The organism is Polaromonas sp. CG_23.6 (assembly GCF_029892315.1).
Classification (GTDB): Bacteria; Pseudomonadota; Gammaproteobacteria; order Burkholderiales; family Burkholderiaceae_C; genus Polaromonas.
On record NZ_JARXUY010000001.1, the window covers coordinates 3,323,553 to 3,349,123 of the forward strand.

The following is a 25,571-nucleotide window of genomic DNA, read 5'->3' on the forward strand; positions in this document are numbered from 1 at the left end:
GTAGCCTCAAGCGCATGCCTGATTCTTTTGTACCGGCGCGCAGCGCGCCATATTCCCGCACCTTTTGCATTGGCCTGGCCGGCCCCACGGCATCAGGCAAAACCGCTGCCGCGCTGGCCATTGCCCGGCAGTACCCGGTCGAGATCATCAGCGTCGATTCAGCCCTGGTTTACCGGGGCATGGACATCGGCACTGCCAAGCCTGCTGCCCACGAACTGGCCGCCGTGCCGCATCACCTGATCGACATTCGCGATCCGCTGCAGGCTTACAGCGCGGCTGAATTCGTGCAGGACGCGCAGCGGCTGATCGAAGACATCAGCGCACGCGGCAAGCTGCCGCTGCTGGTGGGCGGCACCATGCTGTATTTCAAGGCGCTGTTTGACGGCCTCGACGACATGCCCAAGGCCGACCCGGCGGTGCGCGCGGCATTGCTGCTTGAAGCCAGCGCCCAGGGCTGGCCGGCACTGCACCAGCAACTGGCACAGGTCGATCCGGTCACCGCCGCGCGCCTGGCGCCGCATGATTCGCAACGCATTTCGCGGGCGCTGGAAGTGTTCCGGCTGACCGGCCAGCCACTGTCGTTTTTCCACCAGCGAAACGCTAGCAAAAACATAGCTGACAGCGTCCGCACAGTATGCGCAAACACCCTTATTTCCCTTGAACCAGCAGACCGTGCCTGGCTGCACCAGCGCATTGCCCAACGCTTTGACGCCATGCTGGCCGCTGGCTTCATCGATGAAGTCAAGGCCTTGCGCGCCCGGGGAGATTTAATGCCTGACTTGCCGTCCATGCGCTGCGTCGGTTACCGCCAGGCGTGGGAAGCGCTGGATGCGCTGGAAGCCGACGGGCTGGGCGACAATTTTTCCGAAGAAGACTTCAACGCCTTGCGCGACAAGGGCATTTTTGCCACGCGCCAGCTGGCCAAGCGGCAGATCACCTGGCTGCGCTCCATGCCGCAGCGCGAAGTGGTGGCTTGCGACGACCCAACGGCGCTGCAAGAGGTGTTGGAACGCGTCAAGGTACACAGGAACAACTTTTCATGCGCCTGAAAATCAGCCAGCTGGGCAAGCACTACGGCGATGCCGCCGTCTTCAGCAACGTCTCGCTCGACGTGGCGCCGGGTGAATTCGTCGCCATCGTCGGAGAGTCGGGCGTGGGCAAATCGACGCTGCTTAACTGCATGGCGGGGCTGGACAGCTGGGACGAAGGCACGGTCGTGCTGAACGGCGCTGACCTGGGCACCCTAAACGATGACCAGCGCGCCCTGCTGCGCCGCCGCCAGGTCGGCTTTGTGTTCCAGGCCTTTCATGTGCTGCCGCACCTGGACGTGGCGCAAAACGTCGCCCTGCCGCTGCTGCTGCTGGACGAGCCTGACGACGCACGCGTCGAGGCGCTGCTTGAAGCCGTCGGGTTAAAAGGCCTGGGACAGCGCCTGCCGCAGCAACTGAGCGGCGGGCAACTGCAGCGCGTGGCGATTGCACGGGCGCTGGTCCACCGCCCCGGATTGCTGCTGGCCGACGAGCCCACCGGCAACCTCGACCCGACCACCGCCGCCAAGGTGATGGATGCGCTGGTGGCGCAAACCCGCGAACAGGGCGCGTCCATGGTGCTGGTGACGCATTCAGTCGCTGCCGCCGCGCGCGCCGACCGGGTGCTGCACCTTACGGCACAGGGCATGCAGGCCCGCGCCTGACCTCAAGCAGCTGAAAAAAGCCGGCGTCTTTACGCGTCAGCAGAGACGGCGGATTACTCAATCGTCAGCCGCTGCGTGGCACCTGATTTCTTCTTGGGCAGCGTCAGTGTCAGCACGCCGTTGTCGTATTTGGCCTTGGCAGCGTCTTGGTCAATGTCGGCTGGCAACTGAAAACTGCGCGACACCGCGCCGTAATAGCGTTCGCTGCGCAACACCTTTTCTTGGCTGGTCTGGCTGTCGGACTGCTTGACCTCGGCGCTCAGCGTGACAACACTGCCATCGATGGACACCTGGATCTCATCCTTGGCCACGCCAGGCACCTCTGCCTGCACGGTGTAGCCCTGGTCGGTTTCCTTGACTTCGAGCTTGATCTGACTGGGCGAGGGCAGTGGGTCGCCATGCAGGGGCTTGAAGTAAAGGCCCGGCGTCATGTCCCTGAAAAAATCATCAAACAGACTGCCGCGGGTGATCAGTGAACTCATGTGAACCTCCTTGAATGGTTGACAGTGAATCGTGTGGCTTTATCCACGTTTTGATGATGGGAGCGCTTCGCCCAAAAACAAGATCCTGATAAGTAAATTTATGAGCTTGATTCCAGCAACAGACCTTTTCCCCGCTCCCCGGGCCGGCCCCGCGTGACGGTGGGCACAATAGACGGACATGCGCGCCCTCCTCCAAACTTTTTCCTGGCAAGAACTTCGCCACCACCCGTGGCGCAATGCCGCTGCCGTCCTGGCCGTGATGCTGGGCGTGGCGCTGGCGTTTTCGGTTCACCTCATCAACAATTCGGCGCTCAGCGAGTTCTCGCAGGCGGTGCGGGCGGTCAATGGCCAGCCCGACCTGGAATTGCGGGCGGTGCAAGGCAGCTTTGACGAAAGCCTTTACGCGCGTGTCGCCAACCATCCACAAGTGGCCATGGCCAGTCCGGTGCTGGAAATCACCAGCTACGGGCTGGATGCCAAAAGCGACTCCACGCGGCGGCAAGCACTGCGCATCATCGGCGTCGATGCCCTGGCCGTGGCGTCCATTGCCCCGGCGCTGATGCCGGTGCCGTTTGAAGATGCAGAGCGGCTGGCGCTGTTTTTACCGGCCACGGTGTTCCTCAATCCGGCGGCGCGCCAGGTCTTTGCCAGCGACCGGCTGCAACTGCAAGACGGCCTTCAGCTGCGCAGTGTGCTGGTCGCCGGCAGCGTCAACGCGGGGGGCGGGCCGCTGGCGGTGATGGACATCGGTGCAGCGCAAGACCTGTTCGGCCGGGCTGGCCAGCTGTCGCGCATTGACGTGCGGCTCAAAACCGGCACGGACATGCGCAGCTTTGCCGAGTCGCTGCAGCTGCCGCCCGGTATTACGGCCAGCGCGCCGGGCGATGACGCCGAACGGGTCAGCAACCTGTCGCGCGCCTACCGCGTCAACCTCACGGTGCTGGCGCTGGTGGCGCTGTTTACCGGCGCCTTTCTGGTTTTTTCGGTGCTGTCGCTCAGCGTGGCCAAGCGGGCGCAGCAGTTTGCGCTGCTCGGCGTGCTGGGCCTGAGCGGACGCGAGCGCCTGCAAATTGTGCTGATCGAATCGCTGGCGCTGGGCGTGGTGGGCAGTGTGGCCGGCATTGCGCTGGGCACCGGGCTGGCAGCGCTGGCCCTGCGGCTGCTGGGCGGCGACCTGGGCGGCGGCTACTTTTCTGGCGTCGCACCGGCGCTGCAGTGGAGCAGCGGCGCGGCGCTGACCTACGGCGCGCTTGGCGTGGTGGCGGCGGGCGTAGGCGGCTGGTGGCCGGCACGCGCCGCGCAAAAGCTGCCGCCGGCGCAAACATTGAAGGGACTGGGCGTGGCGCCCGGTGGCGGCTCCAGCCACTGGCTGAGCCTTCTTTTGCTGGCGGCAGGCGGCCTGCTGGCGCTGCTGCCGCCGGTATTCGGCATTCCGCTGGCGGCTTATTTTTCAGTCGGGCTGTTGCTGGTCGGCGGCATCACGGCGCTGCCCTGGCTGATCACGCTGCTGTACGACCGGCTCAGCCCCTGGGTGGCGCACCGCTTGCTGCCGCTGCTGGCGGTGGAGCGCGCGCGCCGGGTGCGCGAAAGCGCGGCGGTTGCCGTCAGCGGCGTGGTGGCGTCGCTCAGCCTGGCGGTGGCACTGACGGTGATGGTGGCCAGCTTTCGCGACTCCGTCACGCACTGGCTCGACGTGGTGCTGCCGGCCGACCTGTATGTGCGCACCACGCTGAGCACCTCGGCCAGCGATGCGGCTTATTTTTCGCCCGGGTTCGTCGAGTCGCTGGGCAGTCTGGCCGGCGTGGCGCGCGTCAGCACGCTGCGCTCGACGCCCTTGCTGCTGGACGCCGGCAAACCCGCCGTCACGCTGATTTCCCGGCCCATCGACGACCCGGCCACCTCGCTGCCGATGGTCGGCGCGGCGCTGCCGGTGCCGGACGGACAGATCGGCATTTATGTCAGCGAGGCGATGGTTGACCTGTATGGCGCCCGGCCAGGCACCGTATTTTTGCCACTTTCACAGTCTTTTAGTGCTCTGGCGCAATCGGGACGGGCGCAAGCAGCTATTAATTCAATAGCAAATCAAAAATTCTACGTGGCCGGCGTGTGGCGCGACTATGCCCGCCAGTTTGGCGCGATTGCCATGCCCCAGCGCGACTTCGAGCGCCTGAGCGGCGACCGGCGCGTCAACGACGTGGCGCTGTGGTTGAACGGCAACGTACCCGATGCCGACGTGCAACAGGCCATTCGCCAGCTGGCCGATGCCCAGTCGCCGGGCGGCGGCGCGCTGCTGGAAATGGCGTCGGTCAGCCAGATCCGCACCACGTCGCTGAAGATTTTTGACCGCAGTTTTGCCGTGACCTACTGGCTGCAGGGCGTGGCGATTGCCATTGGCCTGTTCGGCGTGGCGGCCAGCTTCAGTGCGCAGGTGCTGGCGCGGCGCAAGGAATTTGGCCTGCTGGTTCACCTGGGCTTGACACGGCGGCAAATCCTGACCGTGGTGGCCGGCGAAGGCGCGGCCTGGACGGTGATTGGCGCCTTTGCGGGCTTGGCGCTCGGCCTGGCGGTGTCCACCGTGCTGGTGTTTGTGGTGAACCCGCAAAGCTTTCACTGGACCATGGACTTGCAGGTGCCGTGGGCGCGGCTTTTGTTGCTGTGCGCCGCGGTGGTGGCGGCGGGCACGCTGACCGCCTGGCTGGCCGGTCGGGCAGCGGCGGGCCGGGATGCGGTGCTGGCGGTGAAGGAAGATTGGTAAAAATACCCGTCGGCCTGCCTGAAAAACGCCCTTCGCCGTACCTTGCGTGAACCTGCACCAGCTGGCAAACTGCCGCGCATCCGCTTTAAAACGTTTCGACTCTATGCGCAGAAGCGCGCTTTCCTTTAGTTGACCGGTGAGTTCAGCGCCGCAGCGCAAGAGGCGGGCAGCCAGTAGAAATTGCGGGTTTTCAGATCCTTGTCAAACAGCACCTTGTACTGGCATGTGCTGTAAGCCGAATCGGCAGCATTGCGAAAATTGAAGATGTAATCCCATTCGCGGACACTTTCTCCCATACCTTCCCTGAAATGCGGCACCCCCAGCAGGTTGTGAACCTGGTTCTTGGTCATGTCGGGCGCTATCTGGCGCAGGTTGGTCCGGTTTACAAAGGTGCCTTCCTTCAGGGTGGCGTCTTTCTGGATGTCGGGAAAGATGATTTCGGTGGCCTGCCCGTCATCGGTCAGGCCTTGGCTCACGGGTTGGGAAACGCACCCCTGCAAGGCCAGCAGCGTGACGGCGGCAACCGCCACCTTGGCAAGATCGAATCTTTTAATCATTTTTTGCGCTTCTTCACGGTTGTTCTCTTGCTCACCACTGATAACCCGCACCGACCGCCATGCCCACCTTGCCGCGTGAGTTGGCAGAGCCGTTGACCTTCAAGACCCAGGTGCCGTTGTCAGACAGCCGGGAAACGCCAATCGCAATCGACGTCTGGCCCTGATAGGTTGCCGCACCTGCCGCCACCATACTTTTTCCCGGGGTGTATGCCTGGGGCATGCCGGCCATGGCCATGGCGCCGGCCGTGCCCGCGTCGGCTTTGTTTTCCACATCGTCAATGCGCCTGTTCACATTGTTGAGGTAACTGCCGACGCCTCCCAAGGCGCCGTTGAGCTGGTTGACATTCACCGCGTCTGTGCCTGCACTGCCAGGGGCAACATTGGTCACCTGGCGTTCACTCCCGGCACGTCCCGCAGAAACTTCACCGGCAGAATTCTGCGGTGTGCCCAAGGCGGTTGCCGCATAGCCCGTCTGAGCGCCTCGTACGGCAATGGCGTCAGCGCCCAGCGACACGCTGTTGGCCGCGCTCGCCTGGCTGGCTTGGCCGAGTGCGGCCGACGACGCACCGCTGGCCACGGCGTTGCTGCCCAGGGCAATCGATGCCTGGCCGGTGGCCTTGCTGGTGTCACCGATGGCGACCGACCCGGCGCCTGTGGCGACGTTGGCATTGCCGCTGGCAACTGCGCCCTGGCACGATGCCGTGTTGTCCTTGCCGATGGCGACAGCGCCGGCGCCGGTGGCCACATTGGGGTCGCCAATGGCGACCGCGCCGTTGCCGGAAGCGGTGTTTAACGCGCCGATGGACACGGCCTTGCCGTCCCTGGCGACCGCGCCACGGCCAATGGCGACCGCATCGGATGCGCTTGCCAGCGCATCATGTCCGACGGCAATGGCATTTTCAGCCGATGCCATGGCGTTGTAGCCCACCGCCGTCGCACCGGCCGCCTGGGCGTAGGCGTCGGTTGCAGACAAGCCTGTTTCGTTGGTGCGCGCGTAACGGATGCCCTTGCCGTTTGCCATGGTGTATTGAGTGCTGGTGTCGCCGGAAATAGTGGTGACTTTGTTGTCCAGATTATTGATGGCGGTGGTATTGCCTGCGATATTCGCGGTGTTGGTGGTCACACGGCCATCAAGGTTGCTGATGGCCGTCGTGTTGGTAGTCACGTTGGCATTCGTCGCAGACAGCTGCGCGCCGTTGACCGCGTCCGTGCTGGTGCCTGTCAGCGCGCCAGCGGCCACATTGACGAGCGCCACTGGCGCGAGCGCGCTGGCGCCGCCCAGTGTCACGCTGGTCTTGCCTGCGTTGTCGTACTGCACAGAGTTGCCTGCCACCGCGCCGACGGCATTGACTTGCCCGACATTCGCCGCATCGGTGGCGTTGACGCCCGCCGCCACGTTGATGATCTGGCGGGGGCCAGCTGTTCCCTGCACATCAATGGCCGCGCCGTCGGTGCTGCTGCCAATGGTCAGGTTGGCGCCGGGTGCGGCCTGTTGCACCAGGCCAATTTTTCCTTGCGTGATGTTGTCAGTCAGGTTGGTGATGGCCGTGGTGTTGCCAGCGATGTTGGTCGCATTGGTGGTCACGCGCCCGTCCAGGTTGGTCACACTGGTATTGGTGGCAAACAGCTGCGCACCATTGACCGCATCAGTGCTGGTGTTGGTCAGCGCGGCTGCAGCCACATTGCCCAGCGCCACTGGCGCCACCGCGCCGGCGCCACCCAGCGTCACGCTGGTCTTGCCTGCGTTGTCGTACTGCACCGAGTTGCCAGCTACTGCGCTGATGGCATTGACCTGCCCGACATTGGCGGCATCGGTGGTGGCAACACCCGCCTCCACGTTCACGATCCTGCGCTCGGCGCCGACCTGTCCCACCGAAACCGTGTTGGGCGCATTGGCGACCGAGTTGGCACCAAGCGCCACCGAGTTGGACGCGGCGGCAAGCACAGAGGCATTTTCGCCAAGTGCCACCGCATTGGTGGCACCCGTCGCCGTGTTCGCGCCATTGCCAAGAGCCACGGCAGTCAATTCGCTGGCCACCGCGGCTGTGCCGCCATCCGTTCCCAGCCCTGTGATTTTGTTGCCGCCAATGGCAACACCGGCCGGATTGGTGAGGGAATATTCATTGCCCACCACGTTGCAATCCTGATTGGCTGACAAAACATTGCCGTCCGTGTCCAGGACATTCAGGGAAATCGGGTTTCCGACAGCCAGGTTGCCATAAATACTGCTCAATCCAAGCGTACCCAAAGTCAAGGTATCCACAGCTGTTGCCAGTGGATTTAAAAGCGGATTGAGGATATTGATGACGGCACTTTTCGGCAAGCTTGCCCCGGTACAAGGGCTGATCAACCCTGCCGCCTGCGCCGCCTGCATGGGTCCAAAAGATGCCAGCGCAACGACCGAGCAAGCCATCAGTCCGCGCAGGCTTTTTGATTTCCTGCCCCGCAAGTTGGAGTGTTCAAAGGCAGCAAGCCAAGCACCCAGTGATTCATTCCCGATTGATTTGTAGGACCGATTCATCAGATGCTCCTTTTTAGGGCAAACCCTATATAACGTTACGAAAAGTACGGAATTTTTTAATCAATCTTTAGTGAAGCACTTGCTCAGGCGATATGGAGAACCGGGACGTTGGAGTGACCCCGTAAAACAGGTCATTTTTTCAATCCAGAAACAAACAATATTTATGTTTCCGAACAGTAACATGAATTGATAAATTTGAAAATGAATTGATTAATATGTTTTTAATGATTCATTTTGTTTTTAAAAAATTTCATAAATTACGGAAGTTTGGCTCACATACTTTTATATTTGCTTTGCAAAATCTGAAATTTGGAGCAAGGTAGGGCTAGTTTTTGATGCTCAGAGGGCCGAGTCTGAACACGGTGCGAATCACACCAAAAAGATACGTGCACTGGGTTCCGAGTGTTTGCAGCGGTGACTTGACCCGATGGTTGTCGACTTGAAAAGTTTTTAAAAACCTCCACTGGCTACCGATTTTTTAGCGTGTGATCAAGGTGTTGCGGTCGCGCGTCAGAGCAGGGCACACCAGTTGCTGGCTAACCGTGATGCTGTCATTGTTTTTATAACCTTGGCGGGCTCAACCGATGGCTTTGGCTTGTGCCGATGGTGAAGTCTTTAATGGAGGTAGGTTTTGCTGGAAAATCCAGCAGCTCTATTACCTGCATCACCATCTCCACAGCTTGACCGATTGGCAGCCAAACAGCGGCGGTATGCTGCCGCAAATGGCGTCGGTTAGCCAGATCCGCACCACGTCGCTGAAGATTTTTGACCGCAGTTTTGCCGTGACCTACTGGCTGCAGGGCGTGGCGATTGCCATTGGCCTGTTCGGCGTGGCGGCCAGCTTCAGTGCGCAGGTGCTGGCGCGGCGCAAGGAGTTTGGCCTGCTGTCCAATTGGGCCTGAGCCGCTGGCTGATCTTGAGCGAGTTGACCGGGAAGGCGCGACTTGGAAAGTGATTGGCGCGCTGGCCGGGCTGACAATTGGCCTGGTGGTGTCGACCGTGTTGGCGTTCGTAGTGAAGCCGCAAAGCGTTCACTCGACAAGGGTCTTGCAAGTACCGTGGTGGCCCTTGGTGCTGTGCGCTGCCCTGGTGCTGGCAGTAAAGGGAAATGGTGATTCCGGCCTGACCGGCTGGCGCCCCTCCAGGCCGGTCAGTCGTCAGTGCCGGTCTGGAAATTCAGATGCCGAGAAGTTTCTTGGCCTCTCCCAGGGCCTTTTCGGATTCGGCATGCTTGCCCGCCTTGTGGAAGGTTTCCCCGTCAGCGCGAAGCTTTTTGACCTTTGCCATGTCAGCGGCTGCGACCGCAGGGTTGCTTGAAAGCTTGGCGTCAATCTCTTTCATGTGCGTGGGGCAGCTGTTGGCAAAAACCAGTGATGAGCTTGCCAGGGCCATAGCGGCAATGATGCGTTTCATGAGAGTCTCCAGTCAGTGTCAAAAAATGTTGACCACAAATAGTAGCAAGTTGCAGCCAATTCAGCACGCTTTTTTCTGGCCATGCCCACGAATATTGCGCATTGCTTTACGAGCTGGCTGTCAGGTAAAAACGCTTCAGCAACGAATAAGCAGCACGGGGTTGGGCGCAGAAATGGGCTCATTCAGGCGGACAAAAGCGCCTGGGGCCGGGAGTCAAAGCTTGGGAAAGCGGATCCGGCTGACCATCAGCGATCCCGACAGCGCGAACAGCAGCACCAGCGGATGCAGCGTGAAGCCGCCGAACATCATTTTTCCGAACCACAGCGAGTCCTGCAGCGCGCCTTGCCAGGCGGCGACCAGCATCACCATGACCAGCACCAGCGAGGTCGGAATGGGCGTTCCCTCAAAATATTTCACCTTGCCGCCGTCGCCCGTCAGCGACTCGGCGGTGACGTTGTAACGCGCCAGCCGGGACACGCCGCATGCCACGAAACCGGCCAGGATGATGCGGTCGTAGAGCCCCTGCATGCCGCAGCCGTAGGCAATCACGGCCGGGGCAACGCCGAAGGAAATGATGTCGGCCAGCGAGTCGAGTTCGCGGCCCATGGCCGAGGTTTTCTGGCGCCAGCGGGCAATGCGCCCGTCCAGCACGTCGAAAATTAGCGCGGCGACGACCAGCCAGCAGGCAAAGTAAACGTGCCTGACGTCGTTCATCTGCAGGTAGCTCATCATGGAAAACAAGGCTCCGATGCCGCAGATGGCATTGGCCAGCGTGAACCAGTCAGCCAGGTGGAATTCCCGGATCATGGCGAAAGGCTTGTTTATTTTTGGCAGGTTCATGAGGGAAAGCGTACCTGAGTTTTCTAAAAATGAAATCGTCCATCAGGACGGATGCATTGATGAACAAGGCGTTTTCATACGCTCCGGCCCCGGCCGGCCACCGGTTTCATTCAAAAATCAGCAGGCTGACCCAGTAGGCGATGGCAGCCACGCAGGCCGAGGCCGGAATCGTCAGGACCCAGGCCCAGACAATGCTGCCGGCCACGCCCCAGCGCACAGCCGAGGCGCGCCGCGTCGAGCCAACGCCGACGATGGCGCCGGTGATGGTGTGCGTGGTTGAAACCGGAATGCCGAGCATGGTCGCCAGGAACAGCGTGATGGCGCCGCCAGTCTCAGCGCAAAACCCGCCCACCGGCTTGAGCTTGGTGATTTTCTGGCCCATGGTCTTGACGATGCGCCAGCCGCCGAACATGGTGCCGGCGGCAATCGCCGTATAGCAGACCACGATGGTCCAGGTCGGCGGCATCGCGTCGGCAGCCGAGGTGTAGCCGGTGGCAATCAACAGCATCCAGATGATGCCGATGGTCTTTTGCGCGTCGTTGCCGCCGTGGCCCAGGCTGTAGGCGCCCGCCGAAACCAGCTGGAGCCGGCGAAACCAGCGGTCCACCTTGGACGGCGCGGCGCGCAGGCAAATCCAGGACACGGCCACCATCATCAGCGAGCCGAGCAAAAAGCCCAGCAGCGGCGAAATGAAGATGAACGCCACCGTCTTGATCAGGCCGCCCGAAATCAGCGCACCCGTGCCGGCTTTGGCCATCACCGCGCCCACAATGCCGCCAATCAGCGCATGCGACGAGCTGCTGGGAATGCCGAAATACCAGGTCACCAGGTTCCAGGTGATGGCACCCATGAGCGCGCCAAAAACGACGTGCGTGTCCACCACGCCAATCTCGACAATCCCCTTGCCGACCGTGGCGGCCACGCTCAGGTGAAAGACGAACAGCGCCAGCAGGTTGAAAGCGGCGGCAAACATGACCGCATGGCCGGGCTTGAGAACGCCGGTGGACACCACCGTGGCGATGGAATTGGCAGCGTCGTGAAAGCCGTTCATGAAGTCAAAGGCGATGGCCATGAAGACAAGCAGGGCCACGACCCAGAGAGCGGTCTGTGCAGTTTGCATGAGAAGGTCGGGTTCAGTCGCCGTGAATCAGGAGTTTTCGAGGACGATGCCCTCGATCAGGTTGGCCGCGTCTTCGCACCGGTCGGTGATGGTTTCCAGCAGTTCGTACACCGCCTTGAGCTTGATGAGTTCGCGCACATCGGGCTCCTCGCGAAACAGCCGGCTCATGGCCGAGCGCATCACATGGTCGGCGTCGGATTCGAGCTTGTCGATTTCTGCGCAGGTCTTGAGCGCGGCTTCGGCGGTGGCGGCATCGCGGACCTTGCCGATCAGGGCAACGGCGTCCTTCAGGCGTTCACAGCATTTGACGCTCAGGTCGGTCAGCCGGATGATGTCGTCGGTCATGTGGCGCACGTCGTACAGCGCCATGGTTTCAGCCGAATCCTGGATCAGGTCGGCCACGTCGTCCATCGTGTTGATCAGCTGGTGGATCTGGTCCCGGTCGATCGGGGTGATGAAGGTCTTGTGCAAGACACGGCTGACTTCATGCGTGATGCGGTCGGCGGCGCGTTCGGCCTCATCGACCTCGCGGTGGTGCAGGTTGCGTTTTTCCACATCGCTGTAGTTGGCCACCATCTTGGAAAAAGCATGGGCGGCTTCAACTATCCGGTTGGCATGCTGGTCGAACATCTCGAAAAAATTGCCTTCTCGCGGCAAAAACTTGCTGAACAGCATGGGATATCCTCAAAAAATCAAGTCCGAAATATGACGGATTTGTGACAGCCGGGAGTTTAACCGCGATGACTTTGCCATCCAGTTGACGGCCAGGCCAACTTTTCACTGATGGATAACCCTGATAAATGATCGTCTGTTCGCAGGTCGGCGCCAGTGCGGGACTGCGCCAGGCCTCGGGGGGACAGCGCAGCACACGCCTTGAACTTCGCCGACCCAAGCGGCCAGAAACCCGATCCATCCTTGAGGCAAGTCCTCAAGCCCCAGGTCCGACCAGCTTCAGCACCAGCGTCAGGCTGATCAGCGCCAGGGCGGTCGAAACCGCCACAACAGCGACAACAACAACAGCCAATTCATCGCGGCCATGACAGAAGGAAATCACGCAGACTTTTGATTCACTCACGCAAGCCGCACAGCCGCTTTCACTACTTTATTCATAGCTGCTTGTGCATGCTGAGTCTGTGCGAATGACTTTTTTTATAGAAAAACATGCTGTTATGAAAAATCCCACACGCTGGCGTTTGCGCTGAATCAGGGCGCCGGGGCGGTGGCGCAGTCAACGCAGACGCCGCGCACGGCAAAGTCCATGCTCAGGCCTTGGTAGCCCAGCGCCTTCAGGGCAGCCAGCGCGGATTGCGCAGCCCGTTCCAGATCGTCGGCGTTGCCCATCAGCGCGCCCTCCAGCGGGCTGTCACGGTGGCAGCTCTGGCATTCAAAGTGCGGCATTGCCTGCACACTGGCCGGCATTGCCTGGTAGCGGCGCACCCTGCTCGCATCGACTCGGCACAGCAGCAGACCGACCTGCGTCAGCCGGTCGATCAGCCGGTACAGCGTGACGCGGTCCAGCGCCAGCGGGCCTTCGCCGCTCAGCGCCGTTTGCAGCTGCGCGTGGGTGTAGCTGGTGTTGGCATGCGCCAGCAGCCAGCCCAGCACCCGCCGCGCCGCTGCCGTTCGCCTTAGTCCGTGGGCCGACAGCAGCGCATCGATGGGGTCTAGGGCGATTGATTCGGAGGGCTGGATGGATGCCATAAGTTGCTTTTTAATCGCTTTCATTTTCGCTTTTAATGCAATTCAGTTGCGTTACACTCTTCCGCTATCGCAATCAGGTTGCATTATTACAGCAACCGGCTATTGGCCAATATTTTTCCGGAACAACATGAAATCGCAATCCTTTTTTGCAGCCCGCACGGCCCGTACCCTCCTGCCCAGCGTGCTGGCCTGGCCAGCCTGGCTGCGCGTGCTGGCGGTGCTGCCCGTCGTGGCGCTGCTCTGGCTGGCGGTGGCCTGGGCGCAACTGGAAGTGGCCCCGTGGTGAGCACCCGCCCCGTGGTGGCGCTGGACAACCTCACGGTGAGCTACCGCCAGCACCCGGCACTGCACCACATCAGCGGCAGCTTTGCGCCCGGCTCACTGACGGCCGTGGTCGGCCCCAACGGCTCGGGCAAAAGCACGCTGCTCAAAAGCATCGTCGGCCTGCTGCCCATCGAAGGCGGCCGGTCGGGCGGCGCGCTGACGGTGACGCTGGCGCGCAAGTGCATCGCCTACCTGCCGCAGGTGGCTGAAATCGACCGCAGCTTTCCCATCGATGTGCGCGACTGCGTGCTGCTGGGCTGCTGGTCAAGCGCCGGGGCATGGGGCGCCGTCACGCAGGCCATGCAGGGCAAGGTCGATGCGGCACTGCAAGCCGTGGGGCTGGAAGGCTTTGAGCGCCGTACCATTGGCAGCCTCTCAAGCGGCCAGATGCAGCGGGTGATGTTTGCCCGCATGCTGGCGCAAGACGCCGAGTTGATCCTGCTGGACGAGCCCTTCAACGCCATTGATGCCAAAACCACCGCCGCCCTGCTGGTGCTGGTGCACCAGTGGCATCAACAAGGCCGCACCGTGATTGCCGTGCTGCACGACGATGCGCTGGTGCGCCAGCACTTTCCGTCTACCTTGCTGCTGGCCCGCGAACTGGTGGGCTGGGGCGCCACCAGCGAGGTGCTGACCGAGCCCAATTTGCGCAGCGCCCGCGCCATGGCCGAGCACTGGGACGAGGCCGCCGGGCTGTGCGACATCGACGCGCTGGCCGCGCAAAAGGCCACTGCATGATGGCGCTTGCCGCCTGGCTGTGGGACACGGCCTTTGCCCCGTTTGCCGAATTTGCCTTCATGCGCCGCGCGCTCGTCGCCACGCTGGCGCTGTCGCTCAGTGCCGCGCCGCTGGGGGTGTTTTTAACGCTGCGGCGCATGAGCCTGCTGGGCGATGCGCTCAGTCATGCGGTGCTGCCGGGCGTGGCCATTGGTTTCATGCTGAGCGGTTTGTCGCTCACCGCCATGGCCCTGGGCGGCGTCGTGGCCGGCATGCTGGTGGCGGCACTGGCCGGACTGGTCACACGTTTCACTGCCCTGAAGGAAGACGCCAGCCTGGCCGCAATCTACCTGGTGGCGCTGGCGCTGGGCGTGATGCTGATCTCGGGCCACGGCTCCCAGCTGGACCTGCTGCACATCCTGTTTGGCAGTGCGCTGGGCGTGGACAGCCAGGGCCTGCTGATGGTGGCCGGCGTGGCCAGCGTCAGCGTGCTGCTGCTGGCCGCGATGTACCGCGGGCTGGTGCTGGAAAGTTTCGACCCGGTGTTTCTGGGCGCGGCCGGCCGGCGCGGCTGGCTCTGGCAGCAAGGCTTTTTGATGCTGGTGGTCATCAATTTGGTGGCCGGTTTTCAGACCCTCGGCACCTTGATGGCGGTCGGGCTGATGATGCTGCCCGCCGTGTCCAGCCGGCTCTGGCACGACACGCTGCCGGCGCAACTGGTCAATGCCAGCGTACAGGCCATGCTGGCCAGCGCGTCAGGGCTGCTGCTCTCCTACCACTTCGATACGCCCTCGGGGCCGACCATCATTGCCTGCGCCGGCGCGCTTTACCTTGCGTCGCTGCTGTTCGCTCCTGGTGGCTGGCTGCCGCGCCTGTGGACAACGACGCATCGGGTGGCCTGAACGAATCCGGTTTTTTTCATCATTTCTTTCACCTCTTTCCAAAGGCGCATCCATGAACCCTGTATTTCGCAAACTTCTGCTGGCGGGTATTGCCAGCGCCGCCCTGCTGTCCGGCGCCAGCTTCGCGGCTGACAAATTGCCCGTCATTGCCAGCTTCAGCATCCTGGGCGACCTGGTGCGCGTGGTGGGCGGCGAGCGCGTCAGCGTCACCACCCTGGTTGGACCCGATGAAGACGCCCACGTGTTTGAGCCCAGGCCGGCCGATGTCAAGGCCATCGCACAAACCAGACTGCTGGTGACCAACGGCCTGGGTTTTGAGCCGTGGGCGCAAAAAATCGTCAAATCCGCTGGCTACCAGGGCCAGTCCGTGGTGGCCTCGCAGGGTGTCAAACCGCGCCAGCTGCAGGCCGAAAAAGGCCATCAGCACGCAGAAACCGATCCGCACGCCTGGCAAGACCCGGGCAACGTGGTGCTGTATGTGCGCAACATCACCGCCGCGCTGACCAAGGTGGACCCGACAGGCGCCAGCGTTTACCAGGCCAACAGCGACGCCTATGTGAAAGAGCTGCAGACGCTGGACGCCTGGGCCAAGTCACAGTTCGCGGCCCTGCCGCCGGCCAAGCGCCAGGTGATCACCTCGCACGATGCGTTTGGCTACTTCGGCGCGCATTACCAGATCAAGTTTCTCGCGCCACAAGGCATGTCCACCGAAATGGAACCGAGCGCCAAAGATGTGGCCCGGCTCATCCAGCAGATTCAGCGTGAAAAGATCAAGGCCGTGTTTATCGAAAACATGAGCGCGCCCAAGCTGCTGGCCCAGCTCAGCAAGGATGCAGGCGTGACGGTCGGACCGACCCTGTTTGTGGACGCCCTGTCAACGCCGCAAGGCCCTGCCGGCAGCTACCTCCAGCTGATGCGCCACAACGTGACGCAGCTGGCCGCCGGCATGAAGCTGAACTGAGTCTGCAACTGTTAAAACCATAGCTGCCAGCGCATGCTCCATAAGCGCTGGTGGCCTGAAACACCCTGAACACGTCAAGGATCAACGCCATGCGAGACACCCGCCTTCCCGTCACTATCCTCACCGGTTTTCTGGGCAGCGGCAAAACCACGCTGCTCAACCACATCCTCAAGGCCGACCACGGCCACCGCATTGCCGTGATTGAAAACGAGTTTGGCGAAGCCGGCATTGACAACGAACTGCTGGTGCAGGACCGGGATGAACAGATCATCGAGATGAACAACGGCTGCATCTGCTGCACCGTGCGCGGCGACCTGGTGCGCATTCTGGGCGAGCTGGCGGCAAAAAGGGCGGCAGGCAGCCTGCACTTTGACCGCGTGGTGATCGAGACCACAGGCCTGGCCGATCCCGCGCCGGTGGCGCAGACCTTCTTTGTGGACGAGGCCGTCGTTCAGCGCTTCCTGCTGGATGCCATCGTGACGCTGGTGGACGCCAAACACGCGCCCGCGCAACTCGACGAACACCACGAGGCGCAAGAACAGGTGGGCTTTGCCGACCGGATACTGCTCAGCAAAACTGACCTGGTGGACGATGCCAGCCTGCAGTCGCTGCGTCAGCGCCTGGTTCGCATGAATCCACGCGCCAAAATTTCAGAATCGCGCCATGGTGTGGCCGCCATTGATGATTTGCTCGACATCCGGGGCTTTAACCTGAACGCTATTTTGGAGATCGAACCCGACTTTCTGACCGATGTGGAGCACCAGCATGACGACGATGTGACATCGTTTGTTTTTCGCGAAGACCGGCCGCTGGACATGGCAAGACTGGAAGACTTTCTGGGCAGCATGGTCCAGGCGCATGGCACCCAAATGATGCGTTACAAGGGCGTGCTCAGTGCGCTCGGTGAAGACCGCCGCATCGTGTTTCAGGGTGTTCACATGCTGATGGGCGCCGAACTCGGCGCGCCGTGGCGAGAGGGCGAGGTGCGCACTTCCAAAATGGTGTTCATTGGCCGTGACCTGCCGCGCCAAGTCCTTGAAAAAGGTTTGGCCCAATGCGCCGAGGTTGCTCAACCCCAGGTCTTGGCATGACCGCCCCGCGCCCCGAACTGGCAGAGGTCGAAGCCGCCGTGCGAACCCTGTTGCGCTGGGCCGGCGATGACCCCGGACGCGAAGGCCTGATTGACACGCCGCGCCGCGTGGCGCGCGCCTATGGTGAATTTTTCTCGGGCTACGGCGCAGACCCGGTCGCCACCCTGGCCGCCACTTTTGAAGAGGCTGGCGACTATGACGACATGGTGGTGGTACGCAATATCCGGCTGGAGTCGCACTGCGAGCACCACCTGGTGCCCATCATCGGGTGGGCCCATATTGCCTACCTGCCCGACAAGCGCGTCGTGGGCCTGAGCAAGCTGGCCCGGGTGGTGGATATATATGCGCGCCGCCTGCAAATCCAGGAACGGCTGACCAGCCAGATAGCCCAGACCCTTGCCGATGTGCTTCAGCCCCGCGGCGTGGCCGTGATGATTGAGGCAGAACACATGTGCATGACCACGCGCGGTGTGTACAAACCGGGTTCCACCACCGTCACCCAGCGCCTGTTGGGCGTGTTTCGCACCGATGCCCATCTGCGCCGGGAGGCCTTGGCGGCCATGGGTCAGCCAGCCCCGTCAGGCGCTTTTTAGCTCTGATGCCAACTTTGAATTTGACGGCTGACGGCTGACGGCTGACGGCTGACGGCTGACGGCTGACGGGCCATCGTCACGGCAGGAATTGCTGACACGCGAACTGGCGACGCTGGCCGCAGGGGTGCGCGGCTCAAGGTGAATCCATCCGGCGCGTGGCTGCGTAGTGTTCAGGCACCTGTTCACTTATGCTTTGCCTTGGAACAAGTGGCCCCCCTTCTGTCCAGCTGCCAGCATTGTTGCGGGCACCCCCCCTCACTTCAGGAATATCCCGATGATTCAAAACGCGAACCCAGTGACCGTCTCCCCGCGCCCCTGGCTGCGCAAGCAGCATGCAGCCGGGCTTTTAATGCTGTGCTTTGCAGCAGCGGCGAATGCGCATTCGGGCGAAGGCGTGGCGGGCGGTTTTATCTCGGGCTTCATGCACCCGCTGTCCGGTCTTGACCATCTGCTCGCCATGGTCGCCGTCGGCATCTGGGGCGCCACCCTGGGCCGGCCGCTGGTCTGGGCCTTGCCGGTGGCGTTTCCCATGCTGATGGTGGTCGGCGGCGTGATGGGCATTGCCCAGGTGCCCCTGCCTTACGTCGAAATCGGCATCGCGGCTTCAGTGGTCGTGCTGGGTTTGTCGATTGCCGCCGCGTGGCGCGCCCCTGTGGCCATCGCCGTGGCCATCGTGGCCGTGTTTGGCGTATTTCATGGTTACGCGCACGGCATGGAATTGCCCGAGACCGCTGCACCGGCTGCTTTTGCCGCCGGTTTTGTCATCTCGACCGGGCTGTTGCACCTGGCGGGCATTGCCATCGGCCTGGTGAAGGCGCTGCCGCGTGGCGAGCAGGCCTTGCGCGCCGGCGGCGGCCTGATCGCAGCCATGGGCGTGTGGATTCTGGCAGGCATGCCCGGTGTTGCGTAAACCCTTTGTCAGCGTCTTGCTGGCGGGAGCGGCGCTTGCAGGCTCTGCCAGCGCGTGGGCGCATGGGAACTTTGGCGCCGACACCTCCATCTGGACGGCAAGTGCACATCTTTTCACGTCGCCGCTGTCGCTGGCTGCCCTGATTGGCCTGGCGCTGGTCCTTTTCGGCATTCGCGAGCCCTTGTCGGTGCTGGCTGCCGCGCTGGCTGCCGCATCAGCGGTTGTGGCAACCGCGTTTTCAGCGCATATTCCTGCCGTGGTGGCGCCGGCAGCGGTGGTGGTCATCGGTCTCAGCGCGGTCGCCGGTTGGCGCCCCTCGGCGGCGTTTTCCTTGCTGCTGGCGCTGCTGGCCGGGCTGGCCGCAGGGTCTGCGGCGGACCTTGAGCAGCCGCGCTGGCAGGAGCTGACCGGCATGGCGGTCACGGTGATGGTCTGCGCTTTCTGGCTGCTGGCGGTATCGGACAACCTGAACCGCAGCGGTCGCTTCCAGACGCTGATTCCTCTCGCCCGGCGGGTGCTGGGCTCCTGGGTTGCGGCGATTGCGTTGTTGCTGGGTGCACTGGCGCTAGTAGCCAAAAACACCTGAAGCGGCGTCGCTTCAAACATCCACAAAAAACTGGGTGCATGCGGGCCAGCGGTCAAAATACACACCCAGGATCACTTGAGGCTAGGCACATGAACCAGACACCGCACGAACAAAACCCGGCAATTGCGCTGCCATTGCCCACACACCCCGTACAGCGTCCGGCGCACCTTCTTTCGCTGACATTCCACGGCTTGGCGCCTGGCCCCCGGCTGCTGGTGCTGGGCGCCGTGCATGGCAACGAAGTCTGCGGCGCGCAGGCCATCACAGCGCTGATCGAGGAATTCACCCGAGGCGAACGCGCCATCGAACGCGGCACCGTCACCTTTGTGCCCGTCACCAATCCGCTGGCCTATCAGCTCAAGCAACGCACCGGCGAGCGAAACCTCAACCGCAACATGGCGCCCAGCGCGATTCCGCAGGATTTCGAGGACCGCATTGCCAATGTGCTGTGCCCGCTGCTGGATTCGCACGACGTGCTGCTCGACCTGCACTCCTTTCACACCGGCGGCGCACCCTTCGTGATGATCGGCCCGTCCGACAACCGGGGCCAGCTGGAACCGTTTGCCCACGCCGCCGAGGAAATGCAGCTGGCCCTGCACACCGGGCCGCACCGCATCGTCGAAGGCTGGCTGGAAACCTATGCACGCGGCGTGCAGCGCCGCGCCGCAGCGCCGGCCACCGATGCCAGCCGCCGCGCGCAAACCCTGGTGACCAATCCCAACTACGGCGTGGGCACCACCGAATACATGCGCGCACGCGGTGGCTACGGCGTCACCCTGGAATGCGGCCAGCACGATGACCCGCAAGCCGTGGGGGTGGCACGCCATGCCATTTTGCAGACGCTGGCGCTGCTGGGCCTGTCGCCGCTGCCGCTGGTCGCCGAACCGGCAGACCGCGAAATATTAAGGCTGGTGGACGTGACCGACCGCGAAGATGCGAACGACACCTTCATCCGGGAGTGGCGCAGTTTTGATGCCGTCAGCGCCGGCGAGGTGATTGGCAGGCGGCAAAGCGGCATGCCAGTGAAAGCACCGCAAGATGGCTTCGTGGTCTTTCCCAACCCCCGCGCTGAAGTCGGCCAGGAATGGTTTTACTTTGCACAAAAACGGGCTTGAAACCAGCAGAATTGCACGCTATATGCTACTTATTTTGTAGCTATTTATGCATACGTGATATGCGCAAAAGGCACTTTAGACTCCGAATTTAGTCCCCGCAGCCCTTCCCCACCCCGTTCTGGGTGGGCCTGTGATGACCGGGAAAAACGGGACAAGGGCCGCGCGCTGTTTGAGCGCAGCGAGTTTGCGCGGACCCCCGCTTTTACCGGACAGCGCAGGTTGCCCGAAGCGAAGCGCAGGGACCTGGACAGCCGGGTCGCCTTTCTTTGCTTACTTTCTTTGGCGAAGCAAAGAAAGCAAGTCGCCCACCGGGCGAGACCGGCCAGCAAAACCACGACAAGATTATCAAGCCATCAACACGCAACAGCCGGTTTTTGGACGATCGGCAATGCCCAGCCTCAGCCCTTATCCCTTAACCCGCGAAGCAAACGTCTTCCGGAATTTCTCGACCTTCGGCCCCACGACAAACGCGCAATACCCCTGGTTCGGGTTGTTCTCGAAATAGTCCTGGTGATAGTCCTCGGCCGGCCAGTAATCGGCCAGCGGCAGCACTTCCGTCACGATGGACTTGCCAAAGGTCTTGTCCTGCCCGGCTTCACGGATGAAGTCGTCGATCACCTCTTTTTGTTCGGGCGTTTCGTAGTAAATACCGCTGCGGTACTGCGTGCCCGCGTCATTGCCCTGACGGTTCAGGCTGGTCGGGTCATGGATGACAAAGAAGATTTCAAGAATTTCGCGCAGCGTGATGTCAGCCGGGTCATACGTCAGCTTGACGACCTCGTTGCAGCCGGTGCGGCCGGTGCAGACCGCTTCATAGCTGGGCCGGGCCGCCTGGCCGTTGCTGTAGCCCGACTCGACGTCGGTAACGCCGCGCACCTTGACGTAGACCGCCTCGGTGCACCAGAAGCAGCCGCCCCCCAGGGTGATGGTTTGTGATTGGCTCATGAGTAAGATTTCCTTTTTTGACCAACCACTTTAGCCGCTTGGCCGCGTGCTTGCATCGCGCACGGCTTGAACGAATAAGGCCAGTGCGGGATTGTCGCGGGCGGTTTTCCACAGGCAATGGGTGTCGTAGGGGGTGGTGGCGCAGTCCAGCGGAATAAAAACCGTGCCCGCCATGGCCGAACGGCTAAGCGCCGCCGGCACGAGCGCCGCACCCATGCCCTGCGACACCAACGACACCACGCTCAGCCAATGGCGCAACTCGTAACGGATCTCGGGGTGAAAACCTGCGTCGGTGCAGATGCCCAGGATGCGCTCGTGGTAGTCGGGCGACACCGCGCGCGACACCACGGCAAAGGGCTCGCCCTGCAGCGCCTTGAGCGACAGCGAGGCCTGCCGCGCCAAGCGGTGACCGGCCGGCAGGCAGCCAACCAGCGCCTGGCTGGACACCAGGATCTGCGACAGCTCGGGTGGCACGCGGGTGGTGTGGACAAAACCGATGTCGAGCCGGTCATGCGCCAGTTCGGTCAGCTGCTCGCTTGAACTGAGCTCCTTCAGCATCAGCCGCAAAAACGGATACTGCGCCTGAAAACGCTCCAGGATGCCAGGCAGGCCGCTGTACAGCATGGTGCCTGAAAAGCCAATGGCCAGGCTGCCGGCCATGCCCTGCGCCACGTCCCGTGCATGGCGGGACGCCTGCGCCGCCTGGTCCAAGAGCGCCTGTGCGGCGGGCACGAAGGCCAGCCCGGCGGCGGTGAGCGTGACCTGTTTGCTGTTGCGGGTGAAGAGCCGCGCACCTACCGACGCTTCAAGCTGCTGGATGTTCAGAGACAGCGGCGGCTGCGAAATCGACAACCGGCGCGCCGCCCGGCCGAAGTGCAGTTCTTCGGCCAGAGTCAGAAAATAGCGAAGGTGTCGGAATTCCATGGATACAAATAATATATCGTTGCATTGCTAATTGATATTGGACAAGTATTCATGATGGGCTAACAATCAAGCTAAATGCAAGTGTCAGGCAGGCAAAAAATGTTTCCCCTACACTTTGCACACGCCCCCCATCCACCTGCCCCACCGAACCGCAAGGACTGCACCATGAAAACCAAATTCAACTGGGAAGACCCGCTTTTTTTGAACGATCAGCTGACCGAGGACGAACGTGCGGTGCAGGAGGCGGCCCACACCTTCTGCCAGGAAAGACTGCAGACCCGCGTGCTGATGGCCGCGCGCCATGAAAAGTTCGACCGCGAGATCATGACGGAAGCGGGCGCCATGGGTTTCCTGGGCTCGACCATCGAAGGCTACGGCTGCGCCGGCCTGAACTATGTCAGCTACGGTCTGGTGGCGCGCGAGGTCGAGCGCGTTGACAGCGGCTACCGCAGCGCCATCAGCGTGCAGTCTTCGCTGGTCATGCACCCGATCAACGCCTACGGCAATGAAGCGCAAAAGCAAAAATACCTGCCCAAGCTGGCGACCGGCGAATGGGTCGGCTGCTTCGGCCTGACCGAGCCGAACCACGGCTCCGACCCGGCCAGCATGCTGTCGCGTGCCAAACCGGTCGATGGCGGGTTCATCATGAACGGCGCCAAGATGTGGATCACCAACAGCCCGATCGCTGACGTGTTCGTGGTCTGGGCCAAGCTCGAAGACCCCGATGGCAAGGTCGGCGGCCAGGAAAGCATTCGCGGCTTCGTGCTGGAAAAAGGCATGAAGGGCCTCACCGCCCCCAAGATCGAAGGCAAGATGAGCCTGCGCGCCAGCATCACCGGCGAGATCGTGATGGACGGCGTGTTTGTTCCGGAAGAAAACCTGCTGCCCAACGTCAGCGGCCTGAAGGGTCCGTTCGGTTGCCTGAACAAGGCGCGCTACGGCATTGCCTGGGGCGCCTTGGGCGCGGCGGAAGACTGCTGGCACCGTGCCCGCCAATACACGCTGGACCGCATCCAGTTTGGCCGCCCGCTGGCGCAAACCCAGCTCATCCAGAAAAAACTCGCCGACATGCAAACTGAAATTGCGCTTGGCCTGCAAGCCTGCCTGCGCGTGGGCCGCCTGATGGACGAAGACCGGGCCGTGCCCGAGATGATCTCGCTGATCAAGCGCAACTCGTGCGGCAAGGCGCTGGACATTGCCCGCATGGCACGCGACATGCACGGCGGCAACGGCATCCATGACGAATACCACGTCATCCGCCACATGATCAACCTGGAAACCGTCAACACCTACGAAGGCACGCATGACGTGCATGCGCTGATTTTGGGCCGTGCGCAAACCGGCCTGCAGGCTTTTTATTGATCATTCATGCCTCCAGCGCCTGTCCATCATGCATAAGCAGCTATTAATTTTATAGCATTTGATGGACCTGGGTTTATTCAAGCCTCTGCTGACCAGCTTGGCAATGCCGCCATTGGCGCCGCTGCTGCTGGCGCTGCTCGGCGTGGTGCTGGCATGGCGCCGAAAACGCAGTGGTCTGGTGCTCATCACACTGTCACTCGCGGCGCTCTGGCTGCTTAGTTGCCACGGCACGGCGGTGTGGCTGGCGCGCCATGCGCTGCCGCAGTTTGAGCCGGTTAGCGCCGCGCAAATCAAGGCAAATCAGGTTCAGGCTGTCGTCATCCTTGGCGGCGGCGTGCTGCCTGACGCGCCCGAATACGGCGGCGCATCCCAACCATCCGCTGTTTCCGCTGCCCGGCTGCGCTACGGCATCTGGCTCGCACGCCAGTCGGGCCTGCCGCTGGCCTTCAGCGGCGGCATCGGCTGGGCTGCGGACGGCATGCCGACGGCGTCGGAAGCGGAAGTGTCCGCGCGCGTGGCGCAGCAGGAGTTTGGCCTTGCGCTGCGCTGGAGCGAAGCCGTGTCGCGCGACACCGACGGCAACGCGCGCCTGCTCGCGCCGGTGCTGATGCGCGAAGGCGTGCAGCGCATTGCACTGGTGACCGATGCCTGGCACATGCCGCGCTCGGTGGCGGCTTTTCAACGCGCAGGCTTTGTCGTGACTCCCGCGCCGATGGGTTTCACGCGGCCCATCGAAAGCCCGCTGCTGCAATGGCTGCCGTCTGCGCAAGGGCTGCTGGCTTCACGGCAGGTGTTGCGCGAATGCCTGGGCCGGGCGGTTGGACGCTTCACGCCAATATGATGTCGAAGGGAAATGCCATGCGCATTCACCCTTCATCACGCCTATGTTCATGGAATGGGAACCCGACCGATCAGGCAATGACCGGTAAAAACAGAAAAGCCAGCGCAAGCAGCAAATACACGCCGATGAGAAGAATGCCTTCAAACCAGGTGGTTTCTCCGTCGCGTGCAATGTTGTTGACGATCAAGACGGCGCTGGCAATGGCAAACAAGGCCATCGGGTTGTCAAAGACGAGGTTCATGGGTTTACCCATGAACCAGGAGCCGATGACCAGCAAAGGCGCCACGACAAGCGCAACCTGAATGGCCGAGCCCACGCAAATGTTGAGCGCCAGCCCCATTTTTCCCTGACGGGCAAACCAGGAAGCAGCGAACAGATCCGAGGCTGTGCCAATGACGGCCAGCACGATCACGCCGACAAAAACCGGCGACAAGCCAAGAACCTTGGCAGTGTCTTCAAGCGCCCCGGACACCAGATGCGCCTCCATGGCGATAAAAACAGTTGCCGCGACCAGCACGCCCACGGCCATCTTCACCGTCCACTCGGCCGCTTTTTCGTTCTCGCTGCCCGCTGGGCTGTCATTGCGTATTTCCCTTTCAGGCGAGAAAACGTTTCGGTGCGTGATGAGTGTGTAAACCAGGTTGGCGGCATACAGCAGGATCAATACGACCGACACGCCCAGGCTCAGATGCTCGTCGCTGACCGCCTGGTTTGTGCCAGGCGCAAGGTGGCGGCTTGCGAGGTCGAACACCGCCGGCAGCAACAGCGCAATCACGACCAGCACCAGAAGGCTGGACATCTGGCCGGCCTGGTCGCGGTTGAACAACTGCCGTGGACGGCCAATGCTGCCGACCACGATGGCCAGCCCCAGACCGAGCAGGCTGGTGCCGATGATCGAGCCGGCAATCTGGGCTCGCACCACTTCAATGTTTCCGCTGGCGAGCACGAAGAAGGCCAAAACAATTTCCGCGATGCTGCCAAAGCTGACGTTCAAAAGTCCGCCAATGGCGGCGTTTGTTTTTGCGGCGAGTTGTTCGGTCGCGCGGCGTGCCCAGTCAGCCAGGACGCCAATGCCCACAGCACCGGCAAGAAAAGTCCAGACCGGGCTGGTGGCCAAGAGATAGTGGATCGCGGGTGCCAACGGCACGAGCAACAAAAGACCCAGCGGTAAAGCATGTGCGCGCAGGTTCATGGTGGTGCAGGCCAATGCAAAACCTT

27 protein-coding genes and 1 pseudogene are annotated in these 25,571 nt (G+C 62.1%); 16 read left to right on the plus strand and 12 right to left on the minus strand.

Annotated features, from left to right (window positions below; all coding sequences use genetic code 11):
- Nucleotides 1-14 precede the first annotated feature (14 nt).
- Nucleotides 15-1,049 (plus strand): tRNA (adenosine(37)-N6)-dimethylallyltransferase MiaA, encoded by a 1,035-nt coding sequence (gene miaA, locus H4V98_RS15730; protein WP_280757686.1) that lies wholly within the window; start codon nucleotides 15-17, stop codon nucleotides 1,047-1,049.
- Nucleotides 1,040-1,693 (plus strand): ABC transporter ATP-binding protein, encoded by a 654-nt coding sequence (locus H4V98_RS15735; protein ID WP_280757687.1) that lies wholly within the window; start codon nucleotides 1,040-1,042, stop codon nucleotides 1,691-1,693. The genes miaA and H4V98_RS15735 overlap by 10 nt, the downstream gene beginning before the upstream one ends.
- 53 nt (nucleotides 1,694-1,746) lie before the next feature.
- Here the strand turns inward: H4V98_RS15735 and H4V98_RS15740 are convergent, their stop codons facing one another.
- Nucleotides 1,747-2,175: an Hsp20/alpha crystallin family protein gene (locus tag H4V98_RS15740; protein WP_280757688.1), complete on the minus strand. Its 429-nt coding sequence runs from the start codon at nucleotides 2,173-2,175 to the stop codon at nucleotides 1,747-1,749.
- Between the two features lie 178 nt (nucleotides 2,176-2,353).
- On the opposite strand from H4V98_RS15740, the gene H4V98_RS15745 reads away from it, so the two are divergent.
- Nucleotides 2,354-4,930 carry an ABC transporter permease gene (locus H4V98_RS15745; RefSeq protein ID WP_280757689.1) on the plus strand — a complete coding sequence of 859 codons (2,577 nt, stop codon included), beginning with the start codon at nucleotides 2,354-2,356 and terminating at the stop codon, nucleotides 4,928-4,930.
- Nucleotides 4,931-5,055: 125 nt separating this feature from the next.
- On the opposite strand, the gene bamE is transcribed toward H4V98_RS15745, so the two are convergent.
- The gene (bamE, locus tag H4V98_RS15750; RefSeq protein ID WP_280757690.1) at nucleotides 5,056-5,487 is read right to left on the minus strand and encodes an outer membrane protein assembly factor BamE; all 432 of its coding nucleotides are present in this window, start codon (nucleotides 5,485-5,487) and stop codon (nucleotides 5,056-5,058) included.
- Nucleotides 5,488-5,518: 31 nt separating this feature from the next.
- Nucleotides 5,519-7,750, minus strand: coding sequence for a YadA family autotransporter adhesin (locus H4V98_RS15755; RefSeq protein ID WP_280757691.1), 2,232 nt, complete (start codon nucleotides 7,748-7,750; stop codon nucleotides 5,519-5,521).
- Between the two features lie 40 nt (nucleotides 7,751-7,790).
- Here H4V98_RS15755 and H4V98_RS15760 point away from each other — a divergent pair, with 40 nt between their 5' ends.
- Together H4V98_RS15760 and H4V98_RS15765 are read left to right on the plus strand one after the other, a co-directional pair.
- A complete protein-coding gene (locus H4V98_RS15760) occupies nucleotides 7,791-7,997 on the plus strand; it encodes a hypothetical protein (RefSeq protein WP_196862406.1) in 207 nt (68 codons plus the stop codon).
- Nucleotides 7,998-8,727: 730 nt separating this feature from the next.
- A pseudogene (locus H4V98_RS15765) lies at nucleotides 8,728-9,106 on the plus strand (ABC transporter permease); the annotation flags it as partial.
- A 78-nt stretch (nucleotides 9,107-9,184) separates the two neighbouring features.
- Here H4V98_RS15765 and H4V98_RS15770 read toward each other — a convergent pair.
- The 6 genes from H4V98_RS15770 to H4V98_RS15795 all read right to left on the minus strand — a co-directional run bounded on the left by H4V98_RS15770 (nucleotide 9,185) and on the right by H4V98_RS15795 (nucleotide 13,082).
- Nucleotides 9,185-9,421, minus strand: a complete 237-nt coding sequence (locus H4V98_RS15770; protein ID WP_196862408.1) for a hypothetical protein — start codon at nucleotides 9,419-9,421, stop codon at nucleotides 9,185-9,187.
- A 213-nt stretch (nucleotides 9,422-9,634) separates the two neighbouring features.
- Complete coding sequence (gene pssA, locus H4V98_RS15775; RefSeq protein ID WP_196862409.1) at nucleotides 9,635-10,261, minus strand: CDP-diacylglycerol--serine O-phosphatidyltransferase; 627 nt, start codon at nucleotides 10,259-10,261, stop codon at nucleotides 9,635-9,637.
- A gap of 106 nt (nucleotides 10,262-10,367) precedes the next feature.
- Nucleotides 10,368-11,381, minus strand: a complete 1,014-nt coding sequence (locus tag H4V98_RS15780; RefSeq protein WP_196862410.1) for an inorganic phosphate transporter — start codon at nucleotides 11,379-11,381, stop codon at nucleotides 10,368-10,370.
- Nucleotides 11,382-11,408: 27 nt separating this feature from the next.
- Nucleotides 11,409-12,056: a DUF47 domain-containing protein gene (locus H4V98_RS15785; RefSeq protein WP_196862411.1), complete on the minus strand. Its 648-nt coding sequence runs from the start codon at nucleotides 12,054-12,056 to the stop codon at nucleotides 11,409-11,411.
- Nucleotides 12,057-12,309: 253 nt separating this feature from the next.
- Entirely contained in the window at nucleotides 12,310-12,456 is a 147-nt protein-coding gene (locus H4V98_RS15790) for a hypothetical protein (RefSeq protein WP_196862412.1), read from the minus strand.
- A 128-nt stretch (nucleotides 12,457-12,584) separates the two neighbouring features.
- Nucleotides 12,585-13,082 (minus strand): Fur family transcriptional regulator, encoded by a 498-nt coding sequence (locus tag H4V98_RS15795; protein WP_196862413.1) that lies wholly within the window; start codon nucleotides 13,080-13,082, stop codon nucleotides 12,585-12,587.
- A gap of 127 nt (nucleotides 13,083-13,209) precedes the next feature.
- Here H4V98_RS15795 and H4V98_RS15800 point away from each other — a divergent pair, with 127 nt between their 5' ends.
- The 9 genes from H4V98_RS15800 to H4V98_RS15840 all read left to right on the plus strand — a co-directional run bounded on the left by H4V98_RS15800 (nucleotide 13,210) and on the right by H4V98_RS15840 (nucleotide 20,281).
- Nucleotides 13,210-13,368 carry a hypothetical protein gene (locus H4V98_RS15800; RefSeq protein WP_196862414.1) on the plus strand — a complete coding sequence of 53 codons (159 nt, stop codon included), beginning with the start codon at nucleotides 13,210-13,212 and terminating at the stop codon, nucleotides 13,366-13,368.
- Nucleotides 13,362-14,144 (plus strand): metal ABC transporter ATP-binding protein, encoded by a 783-nt coding sequence (locus tag H4V98_RS15805; RefSeq protein ID WP_196862415.1) that lies wholly within the window; start codon nucleotides 13,362-13,364, stop codon nucleotides 14,142-14,144. The genes H4V98_RS15800 and H4V98_RS15805 overlap by 7 nt, the downstream gene beginning before the upstream one ends.
- Nucleotides 14,141-15,025: a metal ABC transporter permease gene (locus H4V98_RS15810; protein ID WP_231374588.1), complete on the plus strand. Its 885-nt coding sequence runs from the start codon at nucleotides 14,141-14,143 to the stop codon at nucleotides 15,023-15,025. The genes H4V98_RS15805 and H4V98_RS15810 overlap by 4 nt, the downstream gene beginning before the upstream one ends.
- Nucleotides 15,026-15,077: 52 nt before the next feature.
- On the plus strand, nucleotides 15,078-15,986 hold the full coding sequence (locus H4V98_RS15815; protein ID WP_196862416.1) for a metal ABC transporter substrate-binding protein: 909 nt from the start codon (nucleotides 15,078-15,080) through the stop codon (nucleotides 15,984-15,986).
- An 89-nt stretch (nucleotides 15,987-16,075) separates the two neighbouring features.
- Entirely contained in the window at nucleotides 16,076-17,077 is a 1,002-nt protein-coding gene (locus H4V98_RS15820) for a GTP-binding protein (protein WP_196862417.1), read from the plus strand.
- On the plus strand, nucleotides 17,074-17,670 hold the full coding sequence (gene folE, locus H4V98_RS15825; RefSeq protein WP_196862418.1) for a GTP cyclohydrolase I FolE: 597 nt from the start codon (nucleotides 17,074-17,076) through the stop codon (nucleotides 17,668-17,670). Before H4V98_RS15820 ends, folE begins: the two co-directional genes overlap by 4 nt.
- A 274-nt stretch (nucleotides 17,671-17,944) precedes the next feature.
- Nucleotides 17,945-18,580 carry a HupE/UreJ family protein gene (locus H4V98_RS15830; protein WP_196862419.1) on the plus strand — a complete coding sequence of 212 codons (636 nt, stop codon included), beginning with the start codon at nucleotides 17,945-17,947 and terminating at the stop codon, nucleotides 18,578-18,580.
- Nucleotides 18,570-19,166, plus strand: a complete 597-nt coding sequence (locus H4V98_RS15835) for a hypothetical protein (RefSeq protein ID WP_196862420.1) — start codon at nucleotides 18,570-18,572, stop codon at nucleotides 19,164-19,166. Before H4V98_RS15830 ends, H4V98_RS15835 begins: the two co-directional genes overlap by 11 nt.
- 89 nt (nucleotides 19,167-19,255) lie before the next feature.
- A complete protein-coding gene (locus H4V98_RS15840) occupies nucleotides 19,256-20,281 on the plus strand; it encodes a succinylglutamate desuccinylase/aspartoacylase family protein (protein WP_196862421.1) in 1,026 nt (341 codons plus the stop codon).
- 405 nt (nucleotides 20,282-20,686) lie between these two features.
- Here the strand turns inward: H4V98_RS15840 and msrA are convergent, their stop codons facing one another.
- Both msrA and H4V98_RS15850 read right to left on the minus strand, forming a co-directional pair.
- Nucleotides 20,687-21,226 (minus strand): peptide-methionine (S)-S-oxide reductase MsrA, encoded by a 540-nt coding sequence (msrA, locus tag H4V98_RS15845; RefSeq protein WP_196862422.1) that lies wholly within the window; start codon nucleotides 21,224-21,226, stop codon nucleotides 20,687-20,689.
- Nucleotides 21,227-21,256: 30 nt separating this feature from the next.
- A complete protein-coding gene (locus tag H4V98_RS15850) occupies nucleotides 21,257-22,150 on the minus strand; it encodes a LysR family transcriptional regulator (RefSeq protein WP_280757692.1) in 894 nt (297 codons plus the stop codon).
- A gap of 165 nt (nucleotides 22,151-22,315) precedes the next feature.
- Here H4V98_RS15850 and H4V98_RS15855 point away from each other — a divergent pair, with 165 nt between their 5' ends.
- Together H4V98_RS15855 and H4V98_RS15860 are read left to right on the plus strand one after the other, a co-directional pair.
- Nucleotides 22,316-23,512, plus strand: a complete 1,197-nt coding sequence (locus H4V98_RS15855) for an acyl-CoA dehydrogenase (RefSeq protein WP_196862424.1) — start codon at nucleotides 22,316-22,318, stop codon at nucleotides 23,510-23,512.
- A 61-nt stretch (nucleotides 23,513-23,573) separates the two neighbouring features.
- Nucleotides 23,574-24,353, plus strand: coding sequence for a YdcF family protein (locus tag H4V98_RS15860; RefSeq protein ID WP_280757693.1), 780 nt, complete (start codon nucleotides 23,574-23,576; stop codon nucleotides 24,351-24,353).
- 70 nt (nucleotides 24,354-24,423) lie between these two features.
- Here the strand turns inward: H4V98_RS15860 and cax are convergent, their stop codons facing one another.
- Nucleotides 24,424-25,545, minus strand: a complete 1,122-nt coding sequence (cax, locus tag H4V98_RS15865) for a calcium/proton exchanger (RefSeq protein WP_280757694.1) — start codon at nucleotides 25,543-25,545, stop codon at nucleotides 24,424-24,426.
- Between the last annotated feature and the right edge of the window lie 26 nt (nucleotides 25,546-25,571).